Below are 22,191 nucleotides of genomic sequence, written 5' to 3'. Positions count from 1 at the left end.
ATCAGGTACTCTCCACGAGCTTTCCCGCATGGACACCTTCTACCAATTGCTTTAGGTCGTCTTGGGTAATCGTCTCTATCGTTTTATAGTGAATCATCAAGCCCTTATAAGCCCCTATAATTGTCCCTATTTCTTCCTCGGTATGTTTGCTACGTAATTCCGTACCGTTTACATAGATTCTTTTACCGCTACCTGTTTTAAGAGCAATGGCTACCCGTTCAGTTTCGTAAATGAGCGGTGTTAAATATTCGGGTATGTCCTTCTTGTTCATGTAGGTTTGTGTACTTATCTGTGCTTCCAGCTCTTCTTCCGCTGATAATACACGCAAAAGAAAAACAGGGGAGTCAACTTCTTCCCCTGTTTTAAAACGCATAGATGGCCGCTTTCCTAGACGTAGTACCTTTAATTCTTGTGTGAAGTCCATCGTTTATTACCTCCCAATTGCACTCATTGCTTTACTGGTATCAACTGGTCTTCCTTTATAAAAATCCCGACGACTACGCGCTGTTAGGCTAATACTCTCTTGAAAAGAGTCAAGGCTACCTTTCTCGCTATAGTTGGAAAAGGTCAATCCCGAGAGTACCGTCTTCCAATGTCCACAATAACGAACAATTTCCGTTTCTGGTCGCCGAAGCTGTAAATACAGAGGCATAGCATCGTCTGGTCCATCTAATGGTACCGCTGTTTCAAGCGATATAGAGTATTCGCGTGCCCCTTCTGTCTGTCCAATTGCCTCTTGGTCACCATATCCATGTACCAGTTTGACATTGGTATTCTCATCTATACCGTGAGTTTGAACAGCATAAATTTGTTTCCCATATGCCTCGATAAAGACTTTATCATTAGCACCTACAGCAAATTGTTGTGTACCCAAGTATTAACACCTCCTATGAGTTTTGGGCTGTTACTTCGCCCGTCACACTTACTTCTAGTTCTTTTAAGCCTGGTACGACATTGAAGTGATAACGTAGGTTCGCCTTCCCTCTCTTCTCAGGATCAGGCACTGCAACAATCCGTTCTGCATCCGGTGGATAAATTTTTTCCTGTTTGGCAAATGTGTCTGATAAAACGGTATACACCGTATCCTTAATGTCCGGGAGACGCGAGATTTTCGTCCGATTGTGTTTAGAAAAGATGACTTTTTCAACCGTCTGTACCACCTCATCTACCGTACACACAACCTCTGGGTCTTTGAGTGCATCCTCGTTAGGAGCAGGGTCTACGTAGCTTGTTGTCCCCTGATAAACTTGCAGGTCTGTTCCTACCTGCTGGAAGCACAAGACACCTGCCTCCGTGGTTGTACGTATGCTATCAAGATGTTTAAATTCCTTTAGCGTATATCCGCGCACTACAATTCCACCAAACGGTAATGACAAATCAGACTCATTCGTCAGTGCACCAGCTAAAGCAGCCGCTGATACGCAAGCAGGAAGTGGATTGCCACCACGATCAGCAAGATTATCCTCTGTAATCCAAATCCGATAGTGATTCGCTTTTTCTACTTCTTTTGTACCTCCACCAGCAAGCACAACTCCTCTAATGGCGTTGGCAAAGCAGAAATCAAGGTATTCCTTAATCTCAGGAAGAATAGCTTCCGAAGCATCGTCAACGACTGCAAAATAAGCGCCTTCCTTGGAACCCTCTATCAATGCCTTTTTATAGGGCTTGTCTGATGGGATGGCAGTTCCTAGCCCAATGAAATAAACGGTTTTGCATCGTTGTAGCATAGCGGCTTCAATCATTCGTCCTAAATTGCTTTCAGCTCCAACACTAGCAAGGGATTCACTTAATACACTGGCTCTCTGCAAAGGAACAGCCTTGCTAGATTTACCGATCAACAAGACACTTTTTCCGATCCCAAATGCTAACTGAGAACTGACCATTTTAAAACTTGAGTTAATAACTAATCCAGCCATGAAGTGCCTCCTCTATTATTCAAACGAAAAAGAGAGGTCGATGTCAGTTACACCAGCCTCCCTCTGTTCTTTTGTAATGGTTCCCTTATGGGTAAGCTCATATATTACTTGAATAGCCCTCTCATCCGGAGGTAATTCTATCTCTCTTTCGAATTTCAAGGTGTTCCTATCTTCGAAAGCAAATGTATCAAACAACGCTCTATTAATCCGTAGTTTTGTTAGTTCTCCACCGTATTTTCCATAAAGGGGCAGCCATACATACACCCAATAAACATGGATCATTTCAGTGCTCTTTTCATGGACATACTCAGCTCTCTCCAGATCGACACCCTTCAATCTTTTGTTATGGCCATAACCTGTTGGATTATCAAAAGCTGATGAAAGTTCAAAGAACACAACCGGTATTTCCAATGGTATCTTAATCTTCTTATCGTCTATAAAAATCTCATCATCTTTTACAGGAGGTCTCCCGATATTGAGTAAGCAATAAGGTGGCAAGCTAGCACGTAACATATCTTTTATCTGTATCTCAACCACTCACTACCACCCCATTCCTCTTAATTTCTTTTGGAAGACCTGTTTACCAACGTGGATGATCCTATTCGATTCTCGAAACTCCTGAAATGCCTTACCGATTGTTGGACGCCCTCTCATGCGAATTGTCCCGTTATGAACGTGTGCAAAGTAATTGGCTACCTGACTGTCTCCCCAAACCTTCCATACACCTCTACGTACTCTAGTTACCTTATGAGCTCGTCGGAAAGAGCCAGTATTCACAGAAACAGGCCATGGAGCGTTTTTTCCCTCTGTCATGACTTCTTTATACCACTTGTATTCAGAGTCATTCGTAAATGTATGTTTGATTTTTTTCTTACCTGTGTTTCGAACCGCTGTACGCTGACTCGTTCTAGCTTGTTGCTGTTTCCATTCTGGATTCATAGGACCTGATGCATATTCCACAGCTTTCTCATGAATTTCTCTAGCGGCATGTTCGGCAACTTCGTCTACTCCGTTTGACATTACACTCTGTAGTTGCTTGATCCTTTGCAGAAATCTTGTGCCGTTCACTCTCACGTTGATGATCCACCCCTTACAAGGGCAATCAAATAGGCAATCTCGTCTCCATCATATACAGGAATCGGATTGAGAATTGACCATACTTTCCCCTGCCATTCTAAGCTTTTAACATGTTCCGGTAGCTCAGGGGCAATTAACATGTAATCGTTAAGCTCTATAGGACCTAACTTCTCAATATAATGAGCATATTGAGGAATATTTCGTGACGAGTTTACTTGAAAATGTTGTAGAAAGACTTTTGTTGCTTGTCTCTCATTTACTACGAGAAAGCCCTCTGTGTTACACAAAGGAGCATCTGGATTGTCATTATGCCAGTCTGAGTCTGGTTGTTGAAAGTCTTCATTCCAGCAAGAACACCTTACAGAATCTGTAGTCGATAAATAGACGACACTTTGCCCCATTCTTTTAGCGCTATGCCGTAAACGTTCATTGAAACGGCTCATCCATCAACGCCCCCAAAATAACCATAAAACGGAGCAGGTTCCTCTGGCTTCAACCATTTCGCCAACTTATCCCATCCTTGATTTCTGTATTCTCGACCGACTTCTACTTGTTTTTTTAGGTCAATGTCTTCTTTGACGATACCAATTGTTTGAGACCCTGACATAACATTAGCCCCTGCCTCAGAAAGCAAAAACTCCCCATAACAAATTTCTTCAGCTGCTATGGGGAGAATCAGTTGTAAATCTGGGTCCTCATCAGGCAATGATTTTAACTGCACATGAATCAAAATGCTTTGTTGCTCGATAATCTTCATAAGTCGGTTATCAGAAGTACTCCCGAAAATTTCGTATCGTGTCTTTATTCCTTCCAGAGTACAATACTGTTGCATTATTCTGTCCCCTGCAAATGCTTTTGAAATGCATCTAGGCGCTTAGCGCTGTTTGAAAGATTATCTCCACTATCAACTATTCCTAACGTAGCTAATTCCGCTTTTTGTTCATCAGCTGACAGCTTAGAAAATCGTTCCATCTCATCCTTATGAATATCCTTGGTTGTAGTAGGCTCTGAAAACTCAGTTGAATTGCCCTCTATCTCATCCTCTACTATACGTAAATCGCCAAGCCTAAGCTTAGCTTTTACCCATGGTGTTTCCTGTGTCGAGGTATTGACCCCTGATGGATATTCCTGCCCTGTATCAAAGTCAATGTAAAGCTTATTTTCCATAGTTGGCGTTACTTTAATCATCGCTTTCCAACTCCTTTTAGGGATAAAAAATAGCCCGTACCCTCTAGGGTTACGCGCCTGTATTTAAAACTTTACGGGATTCCTTATTTAGTAGCTCAAATCCGCCTTCGTAAGATATAGCGGTTTGTTTGACCTGCGTATCAATCAGCTTGTCATATTCAAACATCAATGGAGCCGCTACAATGCGATTTAATGCGTACCGAGTATCGAGACCAATGAGTAAATTCTCTGGTACATCATCACAACGTTCTAGTTCTGCACCAATAATTTTGTCTGGTTGACCTGTCTTAGCGTACATGAATCCTAACAGGGCATTATTAAATTCTGGTAGGGTGATAATGTCCGTATAAAGGTCTTCTTTAGCTAAGAAAATATTAGGCTTGTAAGCTTGTTTGAACTTGTTTTTGAACTTCACATAAGGCTTGTATGTGATCTCATTAGCTTTCCCACCCAGTTCAGAAAGTTTGAATGTATCTGCACCTGGTACTCCACCGTCACCGTTGATTAACACTTCTACAGCCGCTAGCACTTCATCCAATGCAAGCTGAGCACCAAATTGTTGTAACTGGAGACCGTATACATTTAGCTTCGAATTACGAACAGCCTGATAGGTAGCTTCTAACATGCGTGCATATCTGTATATCGTAATCTCTTTGTCACCTAGACTAATCTTAGTACGAGGCATTGGAGCGCCTTCAGTAACGCGTTGTAAGCGTACATCTTTCTCATCATGCTCCCATACGGCTGTTTTGTAGGTATCAGTACCAGTAAGCTTGGTGGTTGTAGCCACCAATTTGTTGATGATGGAATTTTCATCAATTCCTTTACGGATATTGGCTTCTACGTATGCAGGAAACAAGATGGTGTGTTCTGTTGTTTCAAAAAACTTATGAACGGTATCAGCATACAGACCTGAGGACTTAATCCCACGAGCCGCCATTTGACGTTGCAGAGCTGTCGTATTCTCTAAACTTGAACCTTTATACTCAATTGTTGGGTCTAAGTCTTCTAAGATGTCACAAAGATTTTTTCTGTTGGAAGATGCTTCTTGATAGATACCTTTATCAAGGTCAAGTTTTTTCAATTCTGCTTTCTTCATCCAATTATGCCTCCTTATAGTTCAACCTGTACTTTTTCTGTTGTTGAGCTGATGAAAGATACAAAACCTCGCCCATTCACTTCTGTTGTCACAGCTTTGACAGCTCCTTTGCCATCAACGACGACAGGGCTTCCCAGTGCTGCCTTTCCGCTAGATGGTGCTTCTACATTACCAAAGCACCGAACACGAGATGCACCATCCTTATCAACGCGCTCTAACACGCCTACAAATGTGTTACCTTCCTCACCAAGACCTACTTTGTTCGGACCAATCATTGTAACCGCCTTACCGACATCTTTCTTTGTTAGATCAGTATAAAAAGTACGGCATGCATCAAATACTTGCTGATTACCAATAGCTCCTAACATAATCACTACTCCCTTACATATTTTTCTTTACTACAGCGTTCGACTTATCAGCCCTAAGTTACTTAAATGCTGTATTGTTTGAGGTCGTCCACATCAGTCGGCGCTTTCTCATCGTTGTATGTCTTACTTTGAGAAACGGGAGGGAATTTCTTATCAATGCGTTCCTGGTATTCCTTTTTCAATTCAAGCAATGTATCAATACCGGTTACACCCTTCACAATAATTTCTAAGGCCTTGGTGCTTTCCTCCAAAATGCCACCCATTTTCAAAATTTCATTGCGTGTTTCTTCGAAGAATTTTTGACCAACAGCCGCCATGTTTGCATCCGGAGACTTTTCTAAATCCTCCTTAGCTGTTTTCAGATCCTCTTTCACACCTTTTAGTTCTTCTTCTTTCTCTTTTAGCGTCTTTTCTAACTTGTCTGCGCCATCTTTCTTTTCTTTCCACTCCTTCACAATAGAAAGAGCGTGTTCGTCATCTTTGACTTCCACGCCCAACGATTTAAGGTATTCAATTAATTTTTCCACTTGGTTGCCTCCGATCTGTTTTTGCTTTTCTTCATCTACCTGCTTACTATAGCTTTTTTCTACTCCTGCACCTGGTTGAGCTGGTATCGCAACAAAGCTAACCTCATACCACTCTTTAACACCGGTGATCCATGTAAAAACGGTGTGCCCGTCTACTTCTCTACCACGTAGATGAGGACAATCACCGCCTAAATAATCTTGTTTGCAGGCTGAACACTGAAGTTGCTTATGTCTGAAACCTACAGAAACCTCTTTTAAAATTCCTGCATCAATATCATCGATAATAGGCTGCGTCTTCTCATTCTTTGGCATGTATGCCCAAGCTAGGAGGCCGTGTTCACCATCTGTCTCTTGTCGTACATTCGCTTTATAGATACGGGCGGTCTGTCCAGCGGCACTCCATATATGGTCAAATATGACCGTTACACCTTTCGCTAGTTCCGTCATTTCCTGAAGAGCGTCCACAGAGAACCTATCGAAGTCACGATCTAGTCTTGTATGGCAGCACAGAATCGGGAAAACGTAAATCTCATCCAATGAAAATTCGCGTCTAGTCATTGTATTGATAATGGTTAAATCGTCATCCGACACACTTTTTTCAGTGACATCTGCAAGTTTTCCCATGTTTTTGCGAAATATCTGTTCCAAGTATGTTCACCCCCTTTCGATCAAACGTTTCGAGCTTACCATTTTCTCTTGCTTCCTCTGCTTTTAAGTCCGTAACTACCATTTTTCTGCACCGACAGTGAGGATGAGTGTCTTTCACTATCCGCGGAGACTCTCGCAAAGGATACACCTTACCTGCCTTTGCCCGACATATTAAACATGCATCAGGAGCATTCACCCACGTAACATAGGAATGCCCTTGTAATGCATATTCCTCTTCAGTTGATCGATCAAACATCATTGCCGCTTCTGATTTGGCTAGTCTTCTCCAGTACCATCGCTTTTCGTCCAGCGTTTCACCTAGCTCACGTTGTAAAGAATTTGCCCAAGAGCTAGGATTGTCACCCACCGTAGCATGTCGCTCCATAATTGCTAGGCATTGCTCTTTCATTTCTATTGCTCGTGTAACTACAATATCCATGCCTTCTGACCGCAACGATTGAACGTATTCAGCCGAAAAGTCGAACTGGCTACGTACAACAGCATCTGGATCAACCTCTCGTTGTATGTCCTCTACAGCGGCCTCAAAGCCTGCTATACCAGCTGACCGCAGTAAGAAATCATAGATAGATAACTGACGCCCTTCTGAAAGAGTCATTTCCGTAAGAAAGCTACTCAATTCCTCTTCAATGCCTCCCCTCAAATCTTCAATATCGCTAGGAGACAATGACTTTAAAGCCCGCTCTTCGACTTGATAGAACAGATTCTCGCGTATTTGTTTCAGCTTCTGGAGTGTCTTTCGCTCGAATCTCTTTGCAATCTGTTCGATCTTCTTGCTGTCTTTTTCCTTTTGCGAGAGACGGGCAGGATCAACCTCTCCATCATCATCGTTACCCTTGGAATAACGCTTTGTTTTAGCCTGCCGGTTGCCTTTCCTTCGCTCGATAATCTCTTGGGAAGCACCTTCCTCCAGATACCCCTGTTCTTCAAGGTCTTTCGCTAACATGATGTTTTGCATGCGCTGATTTTCTGCACGAGCTGCTGTTAATTCGGCATTTGCTTCCCCTTGTACGTCTTGAAGACTTGCTTCCGGCCATTCCACTTCAACATCAACAGGGTAACCACGTAGCCGACACCACCATTCAGCTATTTGATGAATAGCAGGGGTAACCATTTGTCTCCAGTCCCATATAAGAGTTGTTAAAATGTCCGCTTGGGTCTTTGTCATTGATTCACGCGAAGACCAGGAGAACCCAAACACAAAAGGGGGAAGCCCTGTCTTGGCTACAAGTTGCTCTAAAATGACACGTACTGGTACTTCTAACTCTAATGGTTTTAAGTCTGAACCAATAACAGATACTTTTACATTAGTCCCGATAAAGTCTTGAACCTTACCCTTTCGATTCTTCGCCATAACCTTTTCCCATGCTTTTTCTGTTAGCTCAATGAATGATTTAACTTCAGTTCCTTTGATACCATCAGGTAATTGAAGATCAACGTTGTATTTCAGGTCTCCAAATCGTTCCCAGTTACGTCCTGTAGCATCGAATACTGTAATAATAATGTTCACTAAAAAAGGCAACCCAGTTAGAATGCCGCGACCGTACGGATTCTTTGGTGTTGCCTCATATGCTGTATAGACTATCCATTCAGGAATAGGATAAGGAACAGGTTCCAGTTCCATTGGTTGGTGTTCTGCTAGGATCAGCTCTGTAGGGTCTTCTGTACTTTTTATAACTAAGCTTTCACATTCAATTGGTATCAAGGCATAAATGTCTGTTTTGCTGTTGAGCGGTAGTATCTCGCATGTACTATAACCATTTTGGATAAGTGCATCTGTAAAAGCTGATATGAAAGTAGGGAACCCTATCCCAGTCTTTCCTACCCTCACAGACCGCTCCCATCTATTCCATTCCTTCTGTCTTCTACTATTTTCTGGACCGACTTTAATGATTGGCGTACCTATTAAACGGCGTAAGTTCTGTATGCCGACATCCAGCACAGGCAGCGCCTCACGCATTTGTTTATATAGGAATACATTGACCTCATTAGGAACGTATTGATCAAGCTGTGTAAATGGATGAGCGGCACCGCTACGTGTTTGTATGCCGACATGCCTTGATGGATTACTAAATACCTTGCCTTTTATCCAATTCCAAGCACCCAAAAGTCACACCTCCTTCTATCGTTCTACTGTTCCTGAATAGAAGAACGTTCCTTTCTCTTCTATCTCTACAAATGCTAAAACGACTGCATCCGCCCTGTCAGGTGAATCCAGCCCACGCTTTTTCATATCTTCTTTACGTTCTAATGCTATTTTTCCTTTACTGGTCATTTTGTATTTTCTTGTTGTAAGTTGACTGATCAATTTATCGTCATTCGGTAATTGAATATTAGACTCGGAACCTTGCAAATGATTCGATAGGTTTTCTTCCAAAGTCTCTTTTAACTTGGCCCATATTTCAGTACCTAAGTTTTCGAAATGATTGTCTTCTGGCTTACTTCCATTCCGTACAGGAATGATATCGAAAGGGAGATTCTCTTCTCTAACCACTTCTTTTAGTCGATCAGTAACTCCACCACCGACCCCATCATCATCAACCTTTATTTTTGCTTTGATAAGCTCTGGTTGTTCTTTCATCATACGTTTAGCGATGTTAATGACCCAACCAACTGTAACCATGGTGTCTTGTTTATTGTAAATATGAAGCGGAAAACCTTTATTTCCGATTCTAGTAGCAATGACTGTTTCATCATCTCCAAAACGCGCAACGTCCACTCCAAGGTGCAGAACATCTCCCTCTGGTTCAACGATACTGTTGCAAGCTAATTCTACAACCTCTAGGGCTATGAACGTATCCGCTTCTTTTTTCGGAAACTCTCCAAGAACTCGAATGCGGTATACATCGCTATCCTCTCGATACTTACGTTTAAGCATCTCGATGTTTTCTTTACTAGTTCGGGAGCTATCAAGGCTTGATACCTTATGCGTTTTGTAATCAGCACGATCTTTGTTATGGCTGTCAAAAAAAACGCCGCTAGTACGTGTCGGGTTTCCACACATCAACAACTTGTTCTCTGGACCCGATAACGTACCCAATATTGCTCCCATGATAGGATCAGCGATACCAGACGCCTCATCAGCAATAAAGAGCATACAATCCTCATGGAACCCTTGCATATTTTCTGGTCTAGTTGCTGTTTTTGCTGTAGCAAACCATCGTCCGCTATATCCCTTCATGTAGACTTTTGTTTTCGTCCATTCTAGTAGCCTACTCACTTTGGATGATGTAAGCCACTTATCTATTTCTGCCCACAACACATCATAAAGCTGTTGGCGTGTAGGCGCAGTACAAACAACCCGTGGGAATGGGCGACAGCATAGAAACCAAATAATAGCCCATGACTCCAAAGCAGTCTTCCCCACACCTTGCCCTGATCGAACGGAAACCCGTTTATTGTTTGCTAAGTCTGTTAAGACTTCCTTTTGCCATTCGTCAGGCTCTACGTTAAGTATATCTTCAACGAAAGCAACTGGATCGTCCCAATATATCTCCAGCAAGTCAACAACTACGTTAAATGGCTTCTTACTCATTTTTCATAGTCTCTTTTCTACGTCGTCTAGCAGCTATCGTTTGAATAGCTGTAACCCAGTCCTCTACTGTCTCCCCTCCATCGTCGTTACCTTTGATCTTAGCCTTTTCGATTTCCACTCGTTCTTTTTCAAGTTGTAGTTTGGCTTTTTCGGTCTCCATACTTTGGATAATCTTATCAAGCTGTGCTTGCCTCATATCATCGGTTAATCTAGCAAGAAGGTCTATTGCCTTAATCTTTTTGTCTGTTACTCTCGTTAGGGCTTCTTGTAAGTTAAGAATATCCTCAATTGCTCGATATTCCGTCTCTTCGATTTCAGTCGTAACCAATTCATTTTTGGTAAGTATAACCGTCTTTGATTGTCCAGACTTTTCATCATGAACCTGCACAGGTTCCTTTATAGTGACTCTCTCTTGAAGGACACGACGTTGCTTTTCTGTTAGCCCTTTTTCTAAGCTGGCAATCTTCATCATAATTTCTCGTTCTCGCCAAGCGTACAACGTGATAGATTGATTTATCTGCTCTAAAGGGTCCAGATTGACTCTCTCTACTATTTCCTGCTGTTCTGGTGTAAGAGCATCCATCCAAAGGGTTTGATGTTCTCCTGTTTTTACTGCGTTGGTATTTCGAGATGGGGCGCCACCACCAGCCCCATGGAACCGGCACACATCCCATCCGGGCTTTGCCCAGTTTTTACACTGTTCGTTTCGTTGCTTGCTCTTTGCCTTGCACCTTTGCTTTTTCGGGTTTCGCGCCATTACATATACACCACCTCACCGTTTCATGGGGTTGTTTTTAAAAAAAGTACACTGAACTTAAAATCTTAGAACTTATCATTTGTTTGTGGTTTTTAACTTTAACTCCTCTTTTATTAAAATGTTATACTGTACTTACAAAATTATGAGGTGATTCAATTTGTCAAATAGCCGCTTAGATTATCTGGAAATCAATGTTTTGACAAAGAATATTGAGGATTTGGATTCTTTTACTAAAAAAATAGAGGAGCTTATTACCTCATTTTTTGGTGAGCACAGAGTTGCACATGGAATTAGGTTACTAGAGACGACTACTTTTGAAGACGACGAAATAATATCTTGTCCCAATTGTGGTTTTCATATGAATTATTACGATGTACTTAATCTCGAAGTTCATATCCTTTCACGCAATGGAAAGAGTCTCTATAAAGTTAAAAGAGCTGAATTCAGCCCACGTATGCTTGAAAGTCATGGACAGGTAAAATGTTTAAATCGAGAATGTAAATACACCATCCCTTTGGCAGAAATACTAAAAAACAATTTAGTATCAGAGTGAATTTTTTGATAAGAACCTATAATTCATCTCTTTGCAATTCAATGTCCAACTCTATAAGCTTTTTCAAATCATCCACTGTCTTGATCTCAATGTGACCTGATTGGAAGTCCTTAACCCATTTGCCAATGGCGGCTTTCACAACTTTCCTGTATTGAGCCTTTGACTCCAATATGCTCTCTATAAGCTCTATCTCATGTTGTAATAGTAGTTCATCTTTATTGGATTCAAAGTGTTCGCATGTTGTTTGCATTGTGACACCCTCGGCTTTCTTGTATTATGAAGACGAGATAGTGGCTATTGCATTCCGTGGCCACGGGTTTCCACTATCTCAGCCGGGGATGACTCGGTTGCATCGGGGGACGTTCACGCGTCTCCCTTTTGCTTTTTAAGCCGCTTCTTGATGATTGCTGACCAATACTGGTTCGATTCCTGTCGCCTCATAAAAACGTCTCTTGATGACATCGCAGAATTTCGGATCAAGTTCCATGGTTCTGCAAACGCGGCCCATCTGTTCGCAAGTCATAAGCGTGGACCCGCTACCTCCGAACAAATCAGCAACAGTATCACCCTTTTGGCTGCTGTTGCTGATCGGGATAGCTAGAAGATCAAGAGGCTTCTGTGTGGGGTGAACGTACTTACTAACATCACCTCTGGAAACCTCCCAAACCGTTTCAGGCTCCTCGGCTTCAACCAGTAATCCAGACCGCCAAATCGTTGTTTGTTTACGATCTCCGTACCACATAGGAGCTTGGCCCTTCAAATGGGCATAGAACACAGGCTCATGCTTGAACTTGTATTGTGCAAACCCAAAGGTAGCTGCATTCTTCACCCAGACACACTGCGTTCGGACTACAATGCCAGAATCGTTCATTCTGTTCTCAAACTCCCGCTGGTAACTGGACGGATGAAAAACATAGATGGCTGCTTTTTTATCCATGAGCGTCGCATAATTCCGAAATACAAGCTCCAGAAACTCCTCGAATTTTTCCATTGGCATATCATCGTTCAAGATTCTCTCCCTGCCATCTGCAGCAAGCTCAGTTGAATCACTCTTAAACGCCACATTGTATGGTGGGTCCGTTACCACCAACGCTGCCTTTTTACCTTCCATGAGAGTCTGCACATCCTTCTTGCTTGTAGAATCTCCACACATCAACAGATGCCTTCCAAGCCTCCAGATATCTCCATGTTTCGTTTCAGGTTCCTTGATTTTCTCAAAAATCTTCTGGACATTGAAACCATCATCAATAACTGGTTCATTCACTTCGATGACTTGATATTCACTGAGTAGTTCAGTAACTTCGCAATCGTCAAACCCCGAAAGCGTAATATCCAAATCACTATCTTGTAGATCAGCAAGTACCTGGGCTAGCTTTTCTTCGTCCCAATCTCCGCTAATTTTATTCATTGCTATGTTGAGAGTCTTTTCCTTTTGCTCATCAAGATCAACAACAGAAACCTCTACTTTCCTTCGCCCCTGCTCATTGACTAAGATTTTATAGCGCTGGTGACCTCCTACTAGATTCCCTGTCCGCTGATTCCAGACAAGCGGCTCCACATAACCGAAATCTTCAATGGAGCGTTTCAGCTTCTCGTATTCCACATCTCCTGGTTGTAGATCGACACGCGGATTATATGGAGCTGGGTTAATTTTGTCGATGGGTAACAATCGAATATCCAATGTATGTCCTCCTTGATGTTGAAAGCATCGATAAATGAATAATTGCTCGTTTGCCCGCTAATATGTGGCTTTTCACATGAGAAAAAGCCTATCCGAAAACGAATAGGTTTGACTTCAATGTATATTCCACATTCATAGAGAAATTTACCATTTGCCATGTTATACTTGAAAAAATTGGTTATATATGGAGGATGTGTTCTATATGAAAGTAAGATCAGTTGGGTTATTTACGCTTATTCTTTTAGGTCTTCTTAATTACTTTACAGCTTCTCCATCTATAGAAGAACCTACCGTTGGAACAGGTGCACCTCCTGAATATTTATCCATTCAAGATTTAGATAATGTTACGTTTAAAGACGACAACAGCAAAACAAGGACCATAAAAATACCAATCAAATCTATACCAGAATTTAATGAGATTTACTCAGAATTAGAAAACGATAACCAAAAAAGAATGGAACTATTTGCTACCCGTGGAATCATCCTCTCAGAAGATAAGGATACAACCTATCTACTCCTAAGGTATCAATGTGGAACTAAACTATGTAATGCAGCTCTAATAAAAAAAGAACACGAAAAAATTACAACAACCCCTGTTATCCCAGAATCCCAAATATATGTAGAACACAAATTTTCACCAAATAAAAAGTTATTAGCATTATCTTTTATTGCCGATATTCGAAATGACTATATGGAATATGCTGTATACCTTATAGATACTTCTACGCTAAAAAAACGAAAGACAATCCCCTTGATACAACAAACTCCTGATTTAAACAAAATCATACGTGAAAACTCATAAAATTTTAGAGGGGCATGTATGGCCCCTCTTTTTAATTAGAAATATGAGTAATAGGACAATGAACCATAACCAAAATCAGAAATATCATATCTCTTTCCTAGATAATTACCATAACCATCTTTAATTAAACCACGACGTAATTTTTGATTAGCGCTCTCTGAAATATAGTCTAAAATGACACTTAAACGATCTTGGTCTGGTAAACGTTCCCGATCATGAGACTTACGATATTCGTCTTCTAGTTCTCTTATTTTAACGAACATTGATCTCTCATCTACAAACCTGTAGGTCTGCACTATATGATCGAACATAAAAGCTAGACCTTGAGTTGTAATGATGCCGAACCTTTTGCAGTAATCTTCAGCACGGCCAACATAACGCATACCAGCATTTTCTTGGTACTTTTGATTGTTTCTACTTCTACCCATTTCGTGAAAAGGAATTTTCCACTCTTGTACGACTCCACCGCCTCGCAAGGAAATACTCATCCCCCAGCTAACTTGATCCTCTTTTCTATAGTCAAAAACTACTTTCTTTAATATGGCTGCCTTTTCTTTACCAAAAATAGATGTGAACTCTGATTCATGATATTTAATATAATCTTTTAGGACAGGTTGTAGAGTTTCTTGGCCAAAGTTAAACTGAAGAATTCCGAAAGACAGTCCTTGCCGATCAAAATTACCAGTCACAGTAGAAAAACCATCGTGTCCCTCAAAAAAACCAGTGTGTACTAAAAGGTCCCTGACTAATGAACTTGCAATTGCCATTACTTCACGCCCTTTATCATATTTTGGTAGCAAAAAAGCCCACCATACAAGGAGTGAGTTAGTCATGACCTCACCAAGGCAGTTCCCTGTGTGCTGAGCATAAAAAGGTTATCCAATCGAGTAACCCATTTATTAGTAGTTTGGTTTCCAAGTATGTATCCCACCTGATGTAAAAGAAAAAAGCACCGCGTGGGTGCTTGCCTAATCTTGCTTATTTTCCGGTTATCCTCATTTTATTGAAAAAACTTACAACTAATTTTGAAACGCTTTTTCTTCCAAACGATTTCACTTCAATTTATTCCAAATATTATCAAACCAAGCAACTGCCTTCGTGGAGAAATTCGGAGGTTTCTCATAACTGAATCTTTTTAACTCTTCGGCATATTTAATAAGTTCAATATTAACACGTTTTATATCAGCTATTAATTCCTTGTAATGAGGGTATCTAACTTGGATTTCTTGGGGTGAAACGTTTTTATTGGCAGGATCTTGAGCTTGTGAATCATACCATCTACGATATTTGCCTTGCCATTTTGTTAAGTGAGGCCGTAGGCCCTGATTTAATACTTCCGTGGATAAGTTTACTATACTTTGTGCATTTTCATTACCTTCTAGAACTTGTGCGGGAAGTGCAACTAAATATTCTCTTGTTGATTTAAAAAGCTCATACCATGAGTCATATATCTCAATAATGATATCATCCTCACTCACTGGTATAGCAGCTTTTCGAGTAGTTAATTGAACATATAATTTCCAAGCAATATCCATTTCCTCTCCTGTAAGAGAAGCCCGATCAAATTCATATGACCCTATTTCAAACGGAGCTGATATAACTAATTTTCCTGGATTATACGACGCGAACCAATAGTTTAAAAAAAGTACAATGGACACAACCAAAAAAATAACAGCTAATACTAACACTTTACGTCTTCCTCCTTGACGCCTTTTCCCACGGGTCATTAGCTGTTTCTTGTTCTACGTACACGAGAATTTTTTACTAACTCTACCTTAGTTCTATTTTGGAAGGCTTCTTCAATTTTTGACGAGAGCTGCCATGATATATTCTCCCATTTCATTGTGACTGCATACCCACTATTGATATTATCTTGTAATCGATCCGGTGTCCGAGTAGCTGTTGGTAAATATATACCCAGTAATCCATTTCTAGTTCTACTTCCATATGGCCTTAACGAAGAATAAATTTCCCAATCTACCCATTTTCGATTCGCTGTGTCACTCCCTATTAAAACTATCGTTACCGTCGAATCGTTTAAATGATAAGTCCTAACAAGTTTTAATATTTCATCATTATCTACAGTATCATAAGCATCTTTTAGAGATCGATCAATTAAGGTGTTATCTGCACCATAAGTAGTTCGTAGATAGTCAGCCTTAGTTTGATCATTTGCATGATGATAACTCACAAAAACTTTTCGTGCCAAATCAACTACCTCCCTATATTTTGTAATAAGTAAGGTTTCTACACGAAAAATGGGAAATCCTGCTTATTTTTGTCGAATATACTCCTTTAATCTTTATTACTATTTAACTATCCAATCAGTAGATAATAGATCAGTTTGTGAAGCACCCCAAGGAACAAAACTACCATCAGTAGTCTTCATCATGATGTACGGTTGAAACTTGCAAACTGTTCCTTCTTGTATTCCAGTTGCTTCGGTTGTGTTCTTGTTAATCGGAATGCCATCTGGATAACCTGCTTGATAAACAAGGAACATATCTTTTCCATTCCATCCTTTACGTGCTACTCGAATGCGTTCTTCTTTCATCAAATAAATTGCTAAACCAACTCCAAATGTAACGCCCAACATTTTCATTTCTTCCAAAGTTATCCCGTTTAGTTCATGAGAAATTTTCATTTTACATCTCCTTTATATTTATTCATAACCCTCAATTATCGAATATCTCGTTTTACCCTTCTACTTATAGGTGGCTTTTGCATGACAAAAAAACCTATCCCACAAGGAACAGGCTCGTCATTCACATACTAAAGCACACCATGCAGGAGTGAGTCACTCTAATATTTTAGCTGGTCTCTTCATGAACTTTTATTTGTACTTTTGGTAGCTACCTACTAGTTTTTGTCTTGCACTTATAATTTTACTCTCAAAAATAATCATCTGATCTTTAGAAGGATGTGAACGATTGTCTAACATGATTTCTTTTAAACTTCCTATCACTTCCCAAGCACATGATCGTGCTTCTCTAGTCTTGGAATCTTTTATCTGATCATCCAGTAAATCTAGAGTTATTTCATAAGGCTCGTTTACTAGTAAATCACGGAGTTTTTCTAAATGTTGCTTGTAAAATTCCTCATCAACATCATAATGTTCTTTATGTAAGATAAGAATGTCTTGAATTATTATTTTAAGCTTCAATAAATACTTCTGTAAGCCATATAACGAATATGGATATTTTCTGTTTACGGTCTTTCTTTCTATAGTAAGCAGTTATGACCCATCCAGTAAAAACACCTGTGGTTACACTTATTAATACGTCTCTAGCTATAGTTACCCCCATTAAATACAATGAGATTCCAAAGTAAGTTATTGAACTTAGAACCACACTACCTACAATTATTCTTAAACTCATTTGGATTTCCTTTTCTAATTTCTTCAGAATCTTCTTCCTTTCCTTTTATTGAAATATTGATAGCCTTCGTATAACAAGGATTTCATTCTTTCACCCTGTCGTTTAAAACCTCATCCACAATAGCTTGTAATAATATTGATTTTTTCACTCGTAGATCATTTGCTAAATAAAATATATAAATAAATAGCGCTAACACCAAGATCAATAAAACCATATTTTCAAGAGTAAAATTTACTAACCCATCCAAAGCGGTTTTTACCGAATCTATTTTTTCTTGGTGTTCCTTTTTTTGAAACTCTGCAACCTTCGTCAAAATAAGATTAGAATAGTTGCTGAATATTGAGCTAATTGTGGATCCGAATAATACGGAAAACACCATTACTATAACGGAAGCAATAACACTATAAATGACAGTTGTAATTTGAATCGAGTGATTATTTCTAGAACTTTCTTTCTTTATAATCAAACTAAGCTTTTTTAATTCTTTTTCTTCCAATCGCAAGCTCTTTAAGTAATACAAAGCATTATCGTAGTTATCTCCGTTGATGCTTCCATAAAACCCAGCCATCCCTAAATTAGTTTTTAATTTCCGATGAACTTCGTATAATTCCCCCCTAAAATAGCTTCTATCACTTAACTTTTGTAAACATAAAATAATTAATAGAATTACTGGTATGACATATGCCCAAATCATAGGATCCCTCTCGTCTAAACAATTATGGTTTACCCATATTTTACAAATAAAAAGCCTATCCAACAAGGAATAGGCTTGAAACTACACGATTTGCAATTTTATTTTGTGCCCGTGTTACCAGTGTTTGTACACTACTTCTCGAAATACACAAAAATCTAGCCGTTTCCTCAAATGAAAATCCTTCACCGTGAGTTAGGATATAGCACTCTTTTTCTCTTGGTGACAGGCAGCATAACGCGTCCTCTAGTTGTTCTTTTTCCCACTCTGTAAGATTGCAGGGACTACCTGCTGTTCCTCTAAAAACAAAAGCCTGCATTCTGATAGGATCTACTGACTTTTCTCTTTGGTAGTCTGCTCTTCTCTCAATTCCACGTTTACTCTCTGGTCTGCGCCCTGTCTCCAGCCATTCAATTACATACTCTACATCGCTAATCATTTCAGAGAGGTAGCGTCTTTCTGGATCATCAAGAACTGTCTCTGTTGCTCTTAGATCAGCGTATGCTTTTTTCAAACTCTTTCTTGTCTCTTTGTACTCTTTTAAAAGTTCTTGCATTGTGTTCATCAATCATTCCCCCTCACCATCTGCTCATGGTATAATAGTTTTGACGAACGTATATTCCATGGCTTCCGATGAGGGAGCTTTTTTGTTTCTAATGATTGCCAAATATATACAGGTATGGTAATATGTTGTCAGAACGTTCCATTATCAGAACTTTCTATTATCTTTTGTATTTGGAGGTGAGAATATGAAAAAGTTTCTAGCTATCACTTTTGCTGTTGCAATGATTATGTCTGTTGCTGGTGTTGCAAGTGCTGCTCAACCTGATGGAACATGTTATGGCTGTTATTGTAATTCATGGGGAGAGATCGTTGGTTGCTAATTCCGCATTAATTACATATCATTTTAAAGAATCGCCTCCTAACGGGGGCTTTTCTTATGTCTTAGCATCAATCTCTCTGCTCATTGGCTTCCTCCCTAGCTTTTTCTATTACCTTTGCCGCATCAAACAGTGGCTGAACAACTGTTTGTAGTTCCGCATAATCTGCCTTGGTCATACGAACCGACTTTAACCCTAAAGCCCACCATGATAATTTATCTGTTACGGAGACAATAATATCTTGCATTTCTTTTTCGTTCATTTTGCATCCTCCCTTATCACAAGTAATGGTTTGTTAAATAGTTGCATTTCCACTTACTAAAACTAATCTGTTAGATACGTACTCTACCTTTTTAATCTTTGAAACTATCAGCATTTTCCCATCTTGTTTTATTCCGGAACCGATTTCTATTTGCTGTGGACATCTAATCACGATACTAAACTTGACTGTTTTAGCCACTTGAAAACTCCCATTTATCGTGTGTTGTGTTTACTTAGATTTCTGCTTAATCAACGTGTAAGCAGATAGAGCTACTTTGCGTATCCAATCTGGATTCATTTGAATTTCTGCATCCGTCATTTCTCTTATTCTGTCTAAAGCAGATAAGACTTCATGTTTTTTCATCGTTCCCGCCACCCCATTTATAAATCGTGTGTTGTGTTAAATCAGCCCTTCATCAGAGAGCGCTACCTCAAAGCAATAAGCTATATCGTCCTGGTATGACTTATGTTCGTCGTAAAAATCTTTAGCGAGTTGAAACACCCTTTTAAGAGAGGCCCCTTCATCAATTACTGCATAACTAACATCTTCCTTAATTGCATCAATGGTATGTTGGCATGGCTCAAAGCCAAAGGTTCGTGTAAATAGCTCATATAGACCAACTTCCTCCTCGATTACCTCTGCACTTATGCATTGTGTAGTGATTGATCTAGCCCTGTCTTCAATTTCCTTATAAGCCTCCGTATCGCTCACCGCATCTACTACATTCACATCAAGGCCGTGATACGTAGATTCATCAATATCAATTTCTACTTCTAAAATCGCCTTTATCTTCATCGTTTGTCCTCTCTCCCATTCATCACAATTTCCATTTCTTTAACCTGCTAGCTAATCGCTTTAAATTTTGGTACGGAACAAAAACTAAAAACCAGATGAATAACAAGGTATAGGCGAAAAAAGGGAACCATAAGACGTGATACCATCTGGTGTAAGATCGGTAATCCCATATATCTTCAAATGTATTGATATTAAGCATTATTCCGACTCCATGAACTTTGCGTGACTGCTTCCATAGCAGCCTTGCAAATGTCTTTTGGTTCAATCTCGTAGATGAGAACAGGCAAAAGCACTGCAAACTTTGCCCGAAGTATCGGATCACCGTTTTTGAATTTCTCAACAATCATCCACGCATCAGCTATGTTTTCTAGTGGGTTCCAAAGACTAGAATTAAACAAATTGCCGTTGTCGCCAAACCAAAAGTCTGTTTCTTGATACCGTTCCCACCCCATTACCTTAGTTGCCAGTGTTACAATGATCTGTTGTTCGGTCATTGTGCTTCCTCCAATTTCGATACAACCGATATTGAAATCATGGGTTCGGGGCAGATTACTTTTGCTTCGCGATAGTATCGTTTACCATCAGCTACAATAGACGTTGGCTTTGCATCACTGTATAAATCCGGATAACGATCAACTCTACCCTTTGGAATTAACTTCCACACCTTAATGTCATCCATACAACCATCCAATCTGCTACATTCCCAATAGCCCCAATCGTAAAACTTTTTTTGCAGCCAGTCGGTCAATTCTGTATCAGAAAGGAAAATGTATGCTTCTTCCGCGTTGTCTTCACAGTAAACATAAAAGTATTCGTCAAGCAGACTACTTTGTTTTTCGATCACAGCTTTTAATTCACGCCAATTTGATACTGAGCTTCCAACTAAATCTATCTGGTATTTACTCATAAGCGCCTCCTATTTTTGTCCCAAATGATCTGCTGGCCGTTGAATAGCTTAACAAACCAATTCCAGTTGACCGGATCTGTTAATATTGATTTCTATTTGCCCGTGGTTTCCTGTCAGCAACACTTCAAAAATTGCTTCTAGCACATCTACCACGATGCTGTTACCAGCTAGAGCATAAAGAGTTGCATTACGCTTCCCTTTCTTGCTTGGAAATTCTTTTAACATAAGCTCATAATCTTCATCATCAAAACCTAATAATCGCCAACACTCTCGCTCTGTCAAATAACGATATTGCGGTTTGTTTAGTCGAATAATTCCAGCGTTTGGGCATCTATCTTGCCGTTCGGTTATGGTGTAACAATAATCATTAATAACGTCTAATTGTCGTTTATAGCTTCCTAATGGTTTAGGATTAAATTCTTTAATTTTACTTAACATCGATGGAATATTTATTAGGTATTGCGACGGAATTTCATCGTCTGGTCCATACTCCAAAAACTCTTTTATTTTCCTCGTTGGCTTGAATTTTAACTTACTAAAATCGAATGCTATATTTCCTAATAACGAGATGCAAAACACTCTTTCTCTCGCATGTGGAATACCGAAATTTCTAGCATCTAATACATCAAAGGAGTTTGTATAACCTAACATTTTCAATTCTTGAAGATAATAATTAAAAACTGGCACTACATTACGATCAAGTACACCTTTCACGTTCTCCCAAATAACAACTTTCGGTCGCCATTCACCCATTTCTTTGATTATCCGCAGCGTTTCAAGCATTAATTGTGAACGTGAATCTTCAGCAGTGCCTTTGCGTTTTTTATTTGCTCTACTGTTATCTTGACAAGGTGACCCATGAACTAGAATGTCAGGCTTTAAATTCCATCCTTTAACATCTTGTGGTTTGTGTAGGTGGTCATAAAGAGCGTTATATGCCTTTACTCTGTTCGCTTGCCATTCCACGTAGTCGATAGCTTTATGGTCTATCCCGAGGTTTATAAGGGCTTTCCTCGGTGCTCCGATACCTCCAAACAATTCAAGTATTTTTATCACTGTGTTCACCTCTCGCTACTAACCATCGTCATTTGTTTTCTTTTTTTGTTCCG

32 protein-coding genes are annotated in these 22,191 nt (G+C 39.8%); 3 read left to right on the top strand and 29 right to left on the bottom strand.

From position 1 onward, the window contains the following. Window position 1: 1 nt before the first annotated feature. From ACQV1I_RS10890 to ACQV1I_RS10825, 14 genes are all read right to left on the bottom strand, one after another. Complete coding sequence (locus tag ACQV1I_RS10890) at window positions 2-424, bottom strand: hypothetical protein (protein ID WP_116333891.1); 423 nt, start codon at window positions 422-424, stop codon at window positions 2-4. Window positions 425-430: 6 nt separating this feature from the next. After that, window positions 431-874, bottom strand: a complete 444-nt coding sequence (locus tag ACQV1I_RS10885) for a hypothetical protein (RefSeq protein ID WP_116333890.1) — start codon at window positions 872-874, stop codon at window positions 431-433. Window positions 875-887: 13 nt separating this feature from the next. Continuing rightward, window positions 888-1,916: a hypothetical protein gene (locus tag ACQV1I_RS10880; RefSeq protein ID WP_116333889.1), complete on the bottom strand. Its 1,029-nt coding sequence runs from the start codon at window positions 1,914-1,916 to the stop codon at window positions 888-890. A gap of 15 nt (window positions 1,917-1,931) precedes the next feature. After that, a complete protein-coding gene (locus ACQV1I_RS10875) occupies window positions 1,932-2,453 on the bottom strand; it encodes a hypothetical protein (protein ID WP_116333888.1) in 522 nt (173 codons plus the stop codon). Between the two features lie 3 nt (window positions 2,454-2,456). Then, window positions 2,457-2,990: a hypothetical protein gene (locus ACQV1I_RS10870; RefSeq protein WP_116333887.1), complete on the bottom strand. Its 534-nt coding sequence runs from the start codon at window positions 2,988-2,990 to the stop codon at window positions 2,457-2,459. After that, window positions 2,987-3,436 carry a hypothetical protein gene (locus tag ACQV1I_RS10865; RefSeq protein WP_116333886.1) on the bottom strand — a complete coding sequence of 150 codons (450 nt, stop codon included), beginning with the start codon at window positions 3,434-3,436 and terminating at the stop codon, window positions 2,987-2,989. The genes ACQV1I_RS10870 and ACQV1I_RS10865 overlap by 4 nt, the downstream gene beginning before the upstream one ends. Next, window positions 3,433-3,825, bottom strand: coding sequence for a hypothetical protein (locus ACQV1I_RS10860; protein ID WP_116333885.1), 393 nt, complete (start codon window positions 3,823-3,825; stop codon window positions 3,433-3,435). Before ACQV1I_RS10860 ends, ACQV1I_RS10865 begins: the two co-directional genes overlap by 4 nt. Continuing rightward, on the bottom strand, window positions 3,825-4,181 hold the full coding sequence (locus tag ACQV1I_RS10855) for a hypothetical protein (RefSeq protein ID WP_116333884.1): 357 nt from the start codon (window positions 4,179-4,181) through the stop codon (window positions 3,825-3,827). Before ACQV1I_RS10855 ends, ACQV1I_RS10860 begins: the two co-directional genes overlap by 1 nt. Window positions 4,182-4,230: 49 nt before the next feature. Next, complete coding sequence (locus ACQV1I_RS10850; protein ID WP_116333883.1) at window positions 4,231-5,280, bottom strand: phage major capsid protein; 1,050 nt, start codon at window positions 5,278-5,280, stop codon at window positions 4,231-4,233. Window positions 5,281-5,294: 14 nt separating this feature from the next. Then, window positions 5,295-5,648, bottom strand: coding sequence for a hypothetical protein (locus ACQV1I_RS10845; protein WP_116333882.1), 354 nt, complete (start codon window positions 5,646-5,648; stop codon window positions 5,295-5,297). Window positions 5,649-5,710: 62 nt separating this feature from the next. Further along, window positions 5,711-6,823, bottom strand: a complete 1,113-nt coding sequence (locus ACQV1I_RS10840; RefSeq protein ID WP_116333881.1) for an HK97 family phage prohead protease — start codon at window positions 6,821-6,823, stop codon at window positions 5,711-5,713. Beyond that, entirely contained in the window at window positions 6,774-8,948 is a 2,175-nt protein-coding gene (locus ACQV1I_RS10835; RefSeq protein WP_116333880.1) for a hypothetical protein, read from the bottom strand. Before ACQV1I_RS10835 ends, ACQV1I_RS10840 begins: the two co-directional genes overlap by 50 nt. A 15-nt stretch (window positions 8,949-8,963) precedes the next feature. Then, on the bottom strand, window positions 8,964-10,376 hold the full coding sequence (locus ACQV1I_RS10830) for a phage terminase large subunit (RefSeq protein ID WP_116333879.1): 1,413 nt from the start codon (window positions 10,374-10,376) through the stop codon (window positions 8,964-8,966). After that, window positions 10,369-11,133 (bottom strand): hypothetical protein, encoded by a 765-nt coding sequence (locus tag ACQV1I_RS10825; protein WP_236645754.1) that lies wholly within the window; start codon window positions 11,131-11,133, stop codon window positions 10,369-10,371. Before ACQV1I_RS10825 ends, ACQV1I_RS10830 begins: the two co-directional genes overlap by 8 nt. Before the next feature lie 157 nt (window positions 11,134-11,290). Here ACQV1I_RS10825 and ACQV1I_RS10820 point away from each other — a divergent pair, with 157 nt between their 5' ends. Continuing rightward, entirely contained in the window at window positions 11,291-11,686 is a 396-nt protein-coding gene (locus ACQV1I_RS10820; RefSeq protein ID WP_116333878.1) for a hypothetical protein, read from the top strand. 16 nt (window positions 11,687-11,702) lie between these two features. On the opposite strand, the gene ACQV1I_RS10815 is transcribed toward ACQV1I_RS10820, so the two are convergent. Together ACQV1I_RS10815 and ACQV1I_RS10810 are read right to left on the bottom strand one after the other, a co-directional pair. Further along, window positions 11,703-11,936 (bottom strand): hypothetical protein, encoded by a 234-nt coding sequence (locus ACQV1I_RS10815; protein WP_116333877.1) that lies wholly within the window; start codon window positions 11,934-11,936, stop codon window positions 11,703-11,705. Window positions 11,937-12,071: 135 nt separating this feature from the next. Next, window positions 12,072-13,367 (bottom strand): site-specific DNA-methyltransferase, encoded by a 1,296-nt coding sequence (locus ACQV1I_RS10810; RefSeq protein ID WP_116333876.1) that lies wholly within the window; start codon window positions 13,365-13,367, stop codon window positions 12,072-12,074. A gap of 202 nt (window positions 13,368-13,569) precedes the next feature. On the opposite strand from ACQV1I_RS10810, the gene ACQV1I_RS10805 reads away from it, so the two are divergent. Then, the gene (locus ACQV1I_RS10805) at window positions 13,570-14,169 is read left to right on the top strand and encodes a hypothetical protein (RefSeq protein WP_116333875.1); all 600 of its coding nucleotides are present in this window, start codon (window positions 13,570-13,572) and stop codon (window positions 14,167-14,169) included. 35 nt (window positions 14,170-14,204) lie between these two features. Here ACQV1I_RS10805 and ACQV1I_RS10800 read toward each other — a convergent pair whose 3' ends face one another. The 7 genes from ACQV1I_RS10800 to ACQV1I_RS10770 form a co-directional block, all read right to left on the bottom strand. Further along, window positions 14,205-14,969, bottom strand: coding sequence for a hypothetical protein (locus ACQV1I_RS10800; RefSeq protein ID WP_236645753.1), 765 nt, complete (start codon window positions 14,967-14,969; stop codon window positions 14,205-14,207). Window positions 14,970-15,221: 252 nt separating this feature from the next. Next, complete coding sequence (locus tag ACQV1I_RS10795; protein ID WP_116333873.1) at window positions 15,222-15,857, bottom strand: hypothetical protein; 636 nt, start codon at window positions 15,855-15,857, stop codon at window positions 15,222-15,224. A gap of 38 nt (window positions 15,858-15,895) precedes the next feature. Then, the gene (locus tag ACQV1I_RS10790) at window positions 15,896-16,378 is read right to left on the bottom strand and encodes a TIR domain-containing protein (protein WP_116333872.1); all 483 of its coding nucleotides are present in this window, start codon (window positions 16,376-16,378) and stop codon (window positions 15,896-15,898) included. Window positions 16,379-16,477: 99 nt separating this feature from the next. Continuing rightward, the gene (locus ACQV1I_RS10785) at window positions 16,478-16,813 is read right to left on the bottom strand and encodes a DUF2829 domain-containing protein (RefSeq protein ID WP_236645752.1); all 336 of its coding nucleotides are present in this window, start codon (window positions 16,811-16,813) and stop codon (window positions 16,478-16,480) included. Between the two features lie 189 nt (window positions 16,814-17,002). After that, complete coding sequence (locus ACQV1I_RS10780) at window positions 17,003-17,332, bottom strand: hypothetical protein (protein ID WP_116333871.1); 330 nt, start codon at window positions 17,330-17,332, stop codon at window positions 17,003-17,005. A gap of 296 nt (window positions 17,333-17,628) precedes the next feature. Then, window positions 17,629-18,240 carry a hypothetical protein gene (locus ACQV1I_RS10775; RefSeq protein ID WP_116333869.1) on the bottom strand — a complete coding sequence of 204 codons (612 nt, stop codon included), beginning with the start codon at window positions 18,238-18,240 and terminating at the stop codon, window positions 17,629-17,631. 55 nt (window positions 18,241-18,295) lie between these two features. Further along, complete coding sequence (locus ACQV1I_RS10770; protein WP_116333868.1) at window positions 18,296-18,802, bottom strand: sigma factor-like helix-turn-helix DNA-binding protein; 507 nt, start codon at window positions 18,800-18,802, stop codon at window positions 18,296-18,298. A gap of 184 nt (window positions 18,803-18,986) precedes the next feature. On the opposite strand from ACQV1I_RS10770, the gene ACQV1I_RS10765 reads away from it, so the two are divergent. Beyond that, window positions 18,987-19,121, top strand: coding sequence for a hypothetical protein (locus ACQV1I_RS10765; RefSeq protein ID WP_268878066.1), 135 nt, complete (start codon window positions 18,987-18,989; stop codon window positions 19,119-19,121). A gap of 67 nt (window positions 19,122-19,188) precedes the next feature. On the opposite strand, the gene ACQV1I_RS10760 is transcribed toward ACQV1I_RS10765, so the two are convergent. From ACQV1I_RS10760 to ACQV1I_RS10735, 6 genes are all read right to left on the bottom strand, one after another. Beyond that, on the bottom strand, window positions 19,189-19,380 hold the full coding sequence (locus tag ACQV1I_RS10760) for a hypothetical protein (RefSeq protein ID WP_116333867.1): 192 nt from the start codon (window positions 19,378-19,380) through the stop codon (window positions 19,189-19,191). Between the two features lie 228 nt (window positions 19,381-19,608). Then, window positions 19,609-19,743: a hypothetical protein gene (locus ACQV1I_RS10755; protein ID WP_268878065.1), complete on the bottom strand. Its 135-nt coding sequence runs from the start codon at window positions 19,741-19,743 to the stop codon at window positions 19,609-19,611. A 36-nt stretch (window positions 19,744-19,779) separates the two neighbouring features. Next, complete coding sequence (locus tag ACQV1I_RS10750; protein WP_116333866.1) at window positions 19,780-20,175, bottom strand: hypothetical protein; 396 nt, start codon at window positions 20,173-20,175, stop codon at window positions 19,780-19,782. A gap of 191 nt (window positions 20,176-20,366) precedes the next feature. Next, window positions 20,367-20,669, bottom strand: coding sequence for a BC1872 family protein (locus tag ACQV1I_RS10745; RefSeq protein WP_116333865.1), 303 nt, complete (start codon window positions 20,667-20,669; stop codon window positions 20,367-20,369). Further along, complete coding sequence (locus ACQV1I_RS10740; RefSeq protein WP_116333864.1) at window positions 20,666-21,082, bottom strand: hypothetical protein; 417 nt, start codon at window positions 21,080-21,082, stop codon at window positions 20,666-20,668. Before ACQV1I_RS10740 ends, ACQV1I_RS10745 begins: the two co-directional genes overlap by 4 nt. A gap of 48 nt (window positions 21,083-21,130) precedes the next feature. Continuing rightward, on the bottom strand, window positions 21,131-22,138 hold the full coding sequence (locus ACQV1I_RS10735; RefSeq protein WP_116333863.1) for a DNA cytosine methyltransferase: 1,008 nt from the start codon (window positions 22,136-22,138) through the stop codon (window positions 21,131-21,133). Window positions 22,139-22,191 lie beyond the last annotated feature (53 nt).

It is taken from the genome of Brevibacillus sp. JB24b, from assembly GCF_051713385.1.
GTDB lineage: Bacteria > Bacillota > Bacilli > Brevibacillales > Brevibacillaceae > Brevibacillus_B > Brevibacillus_B laterosporus.
This window is presented reverse-complemented; position numbering and strand designations above follow the sequence as displayed.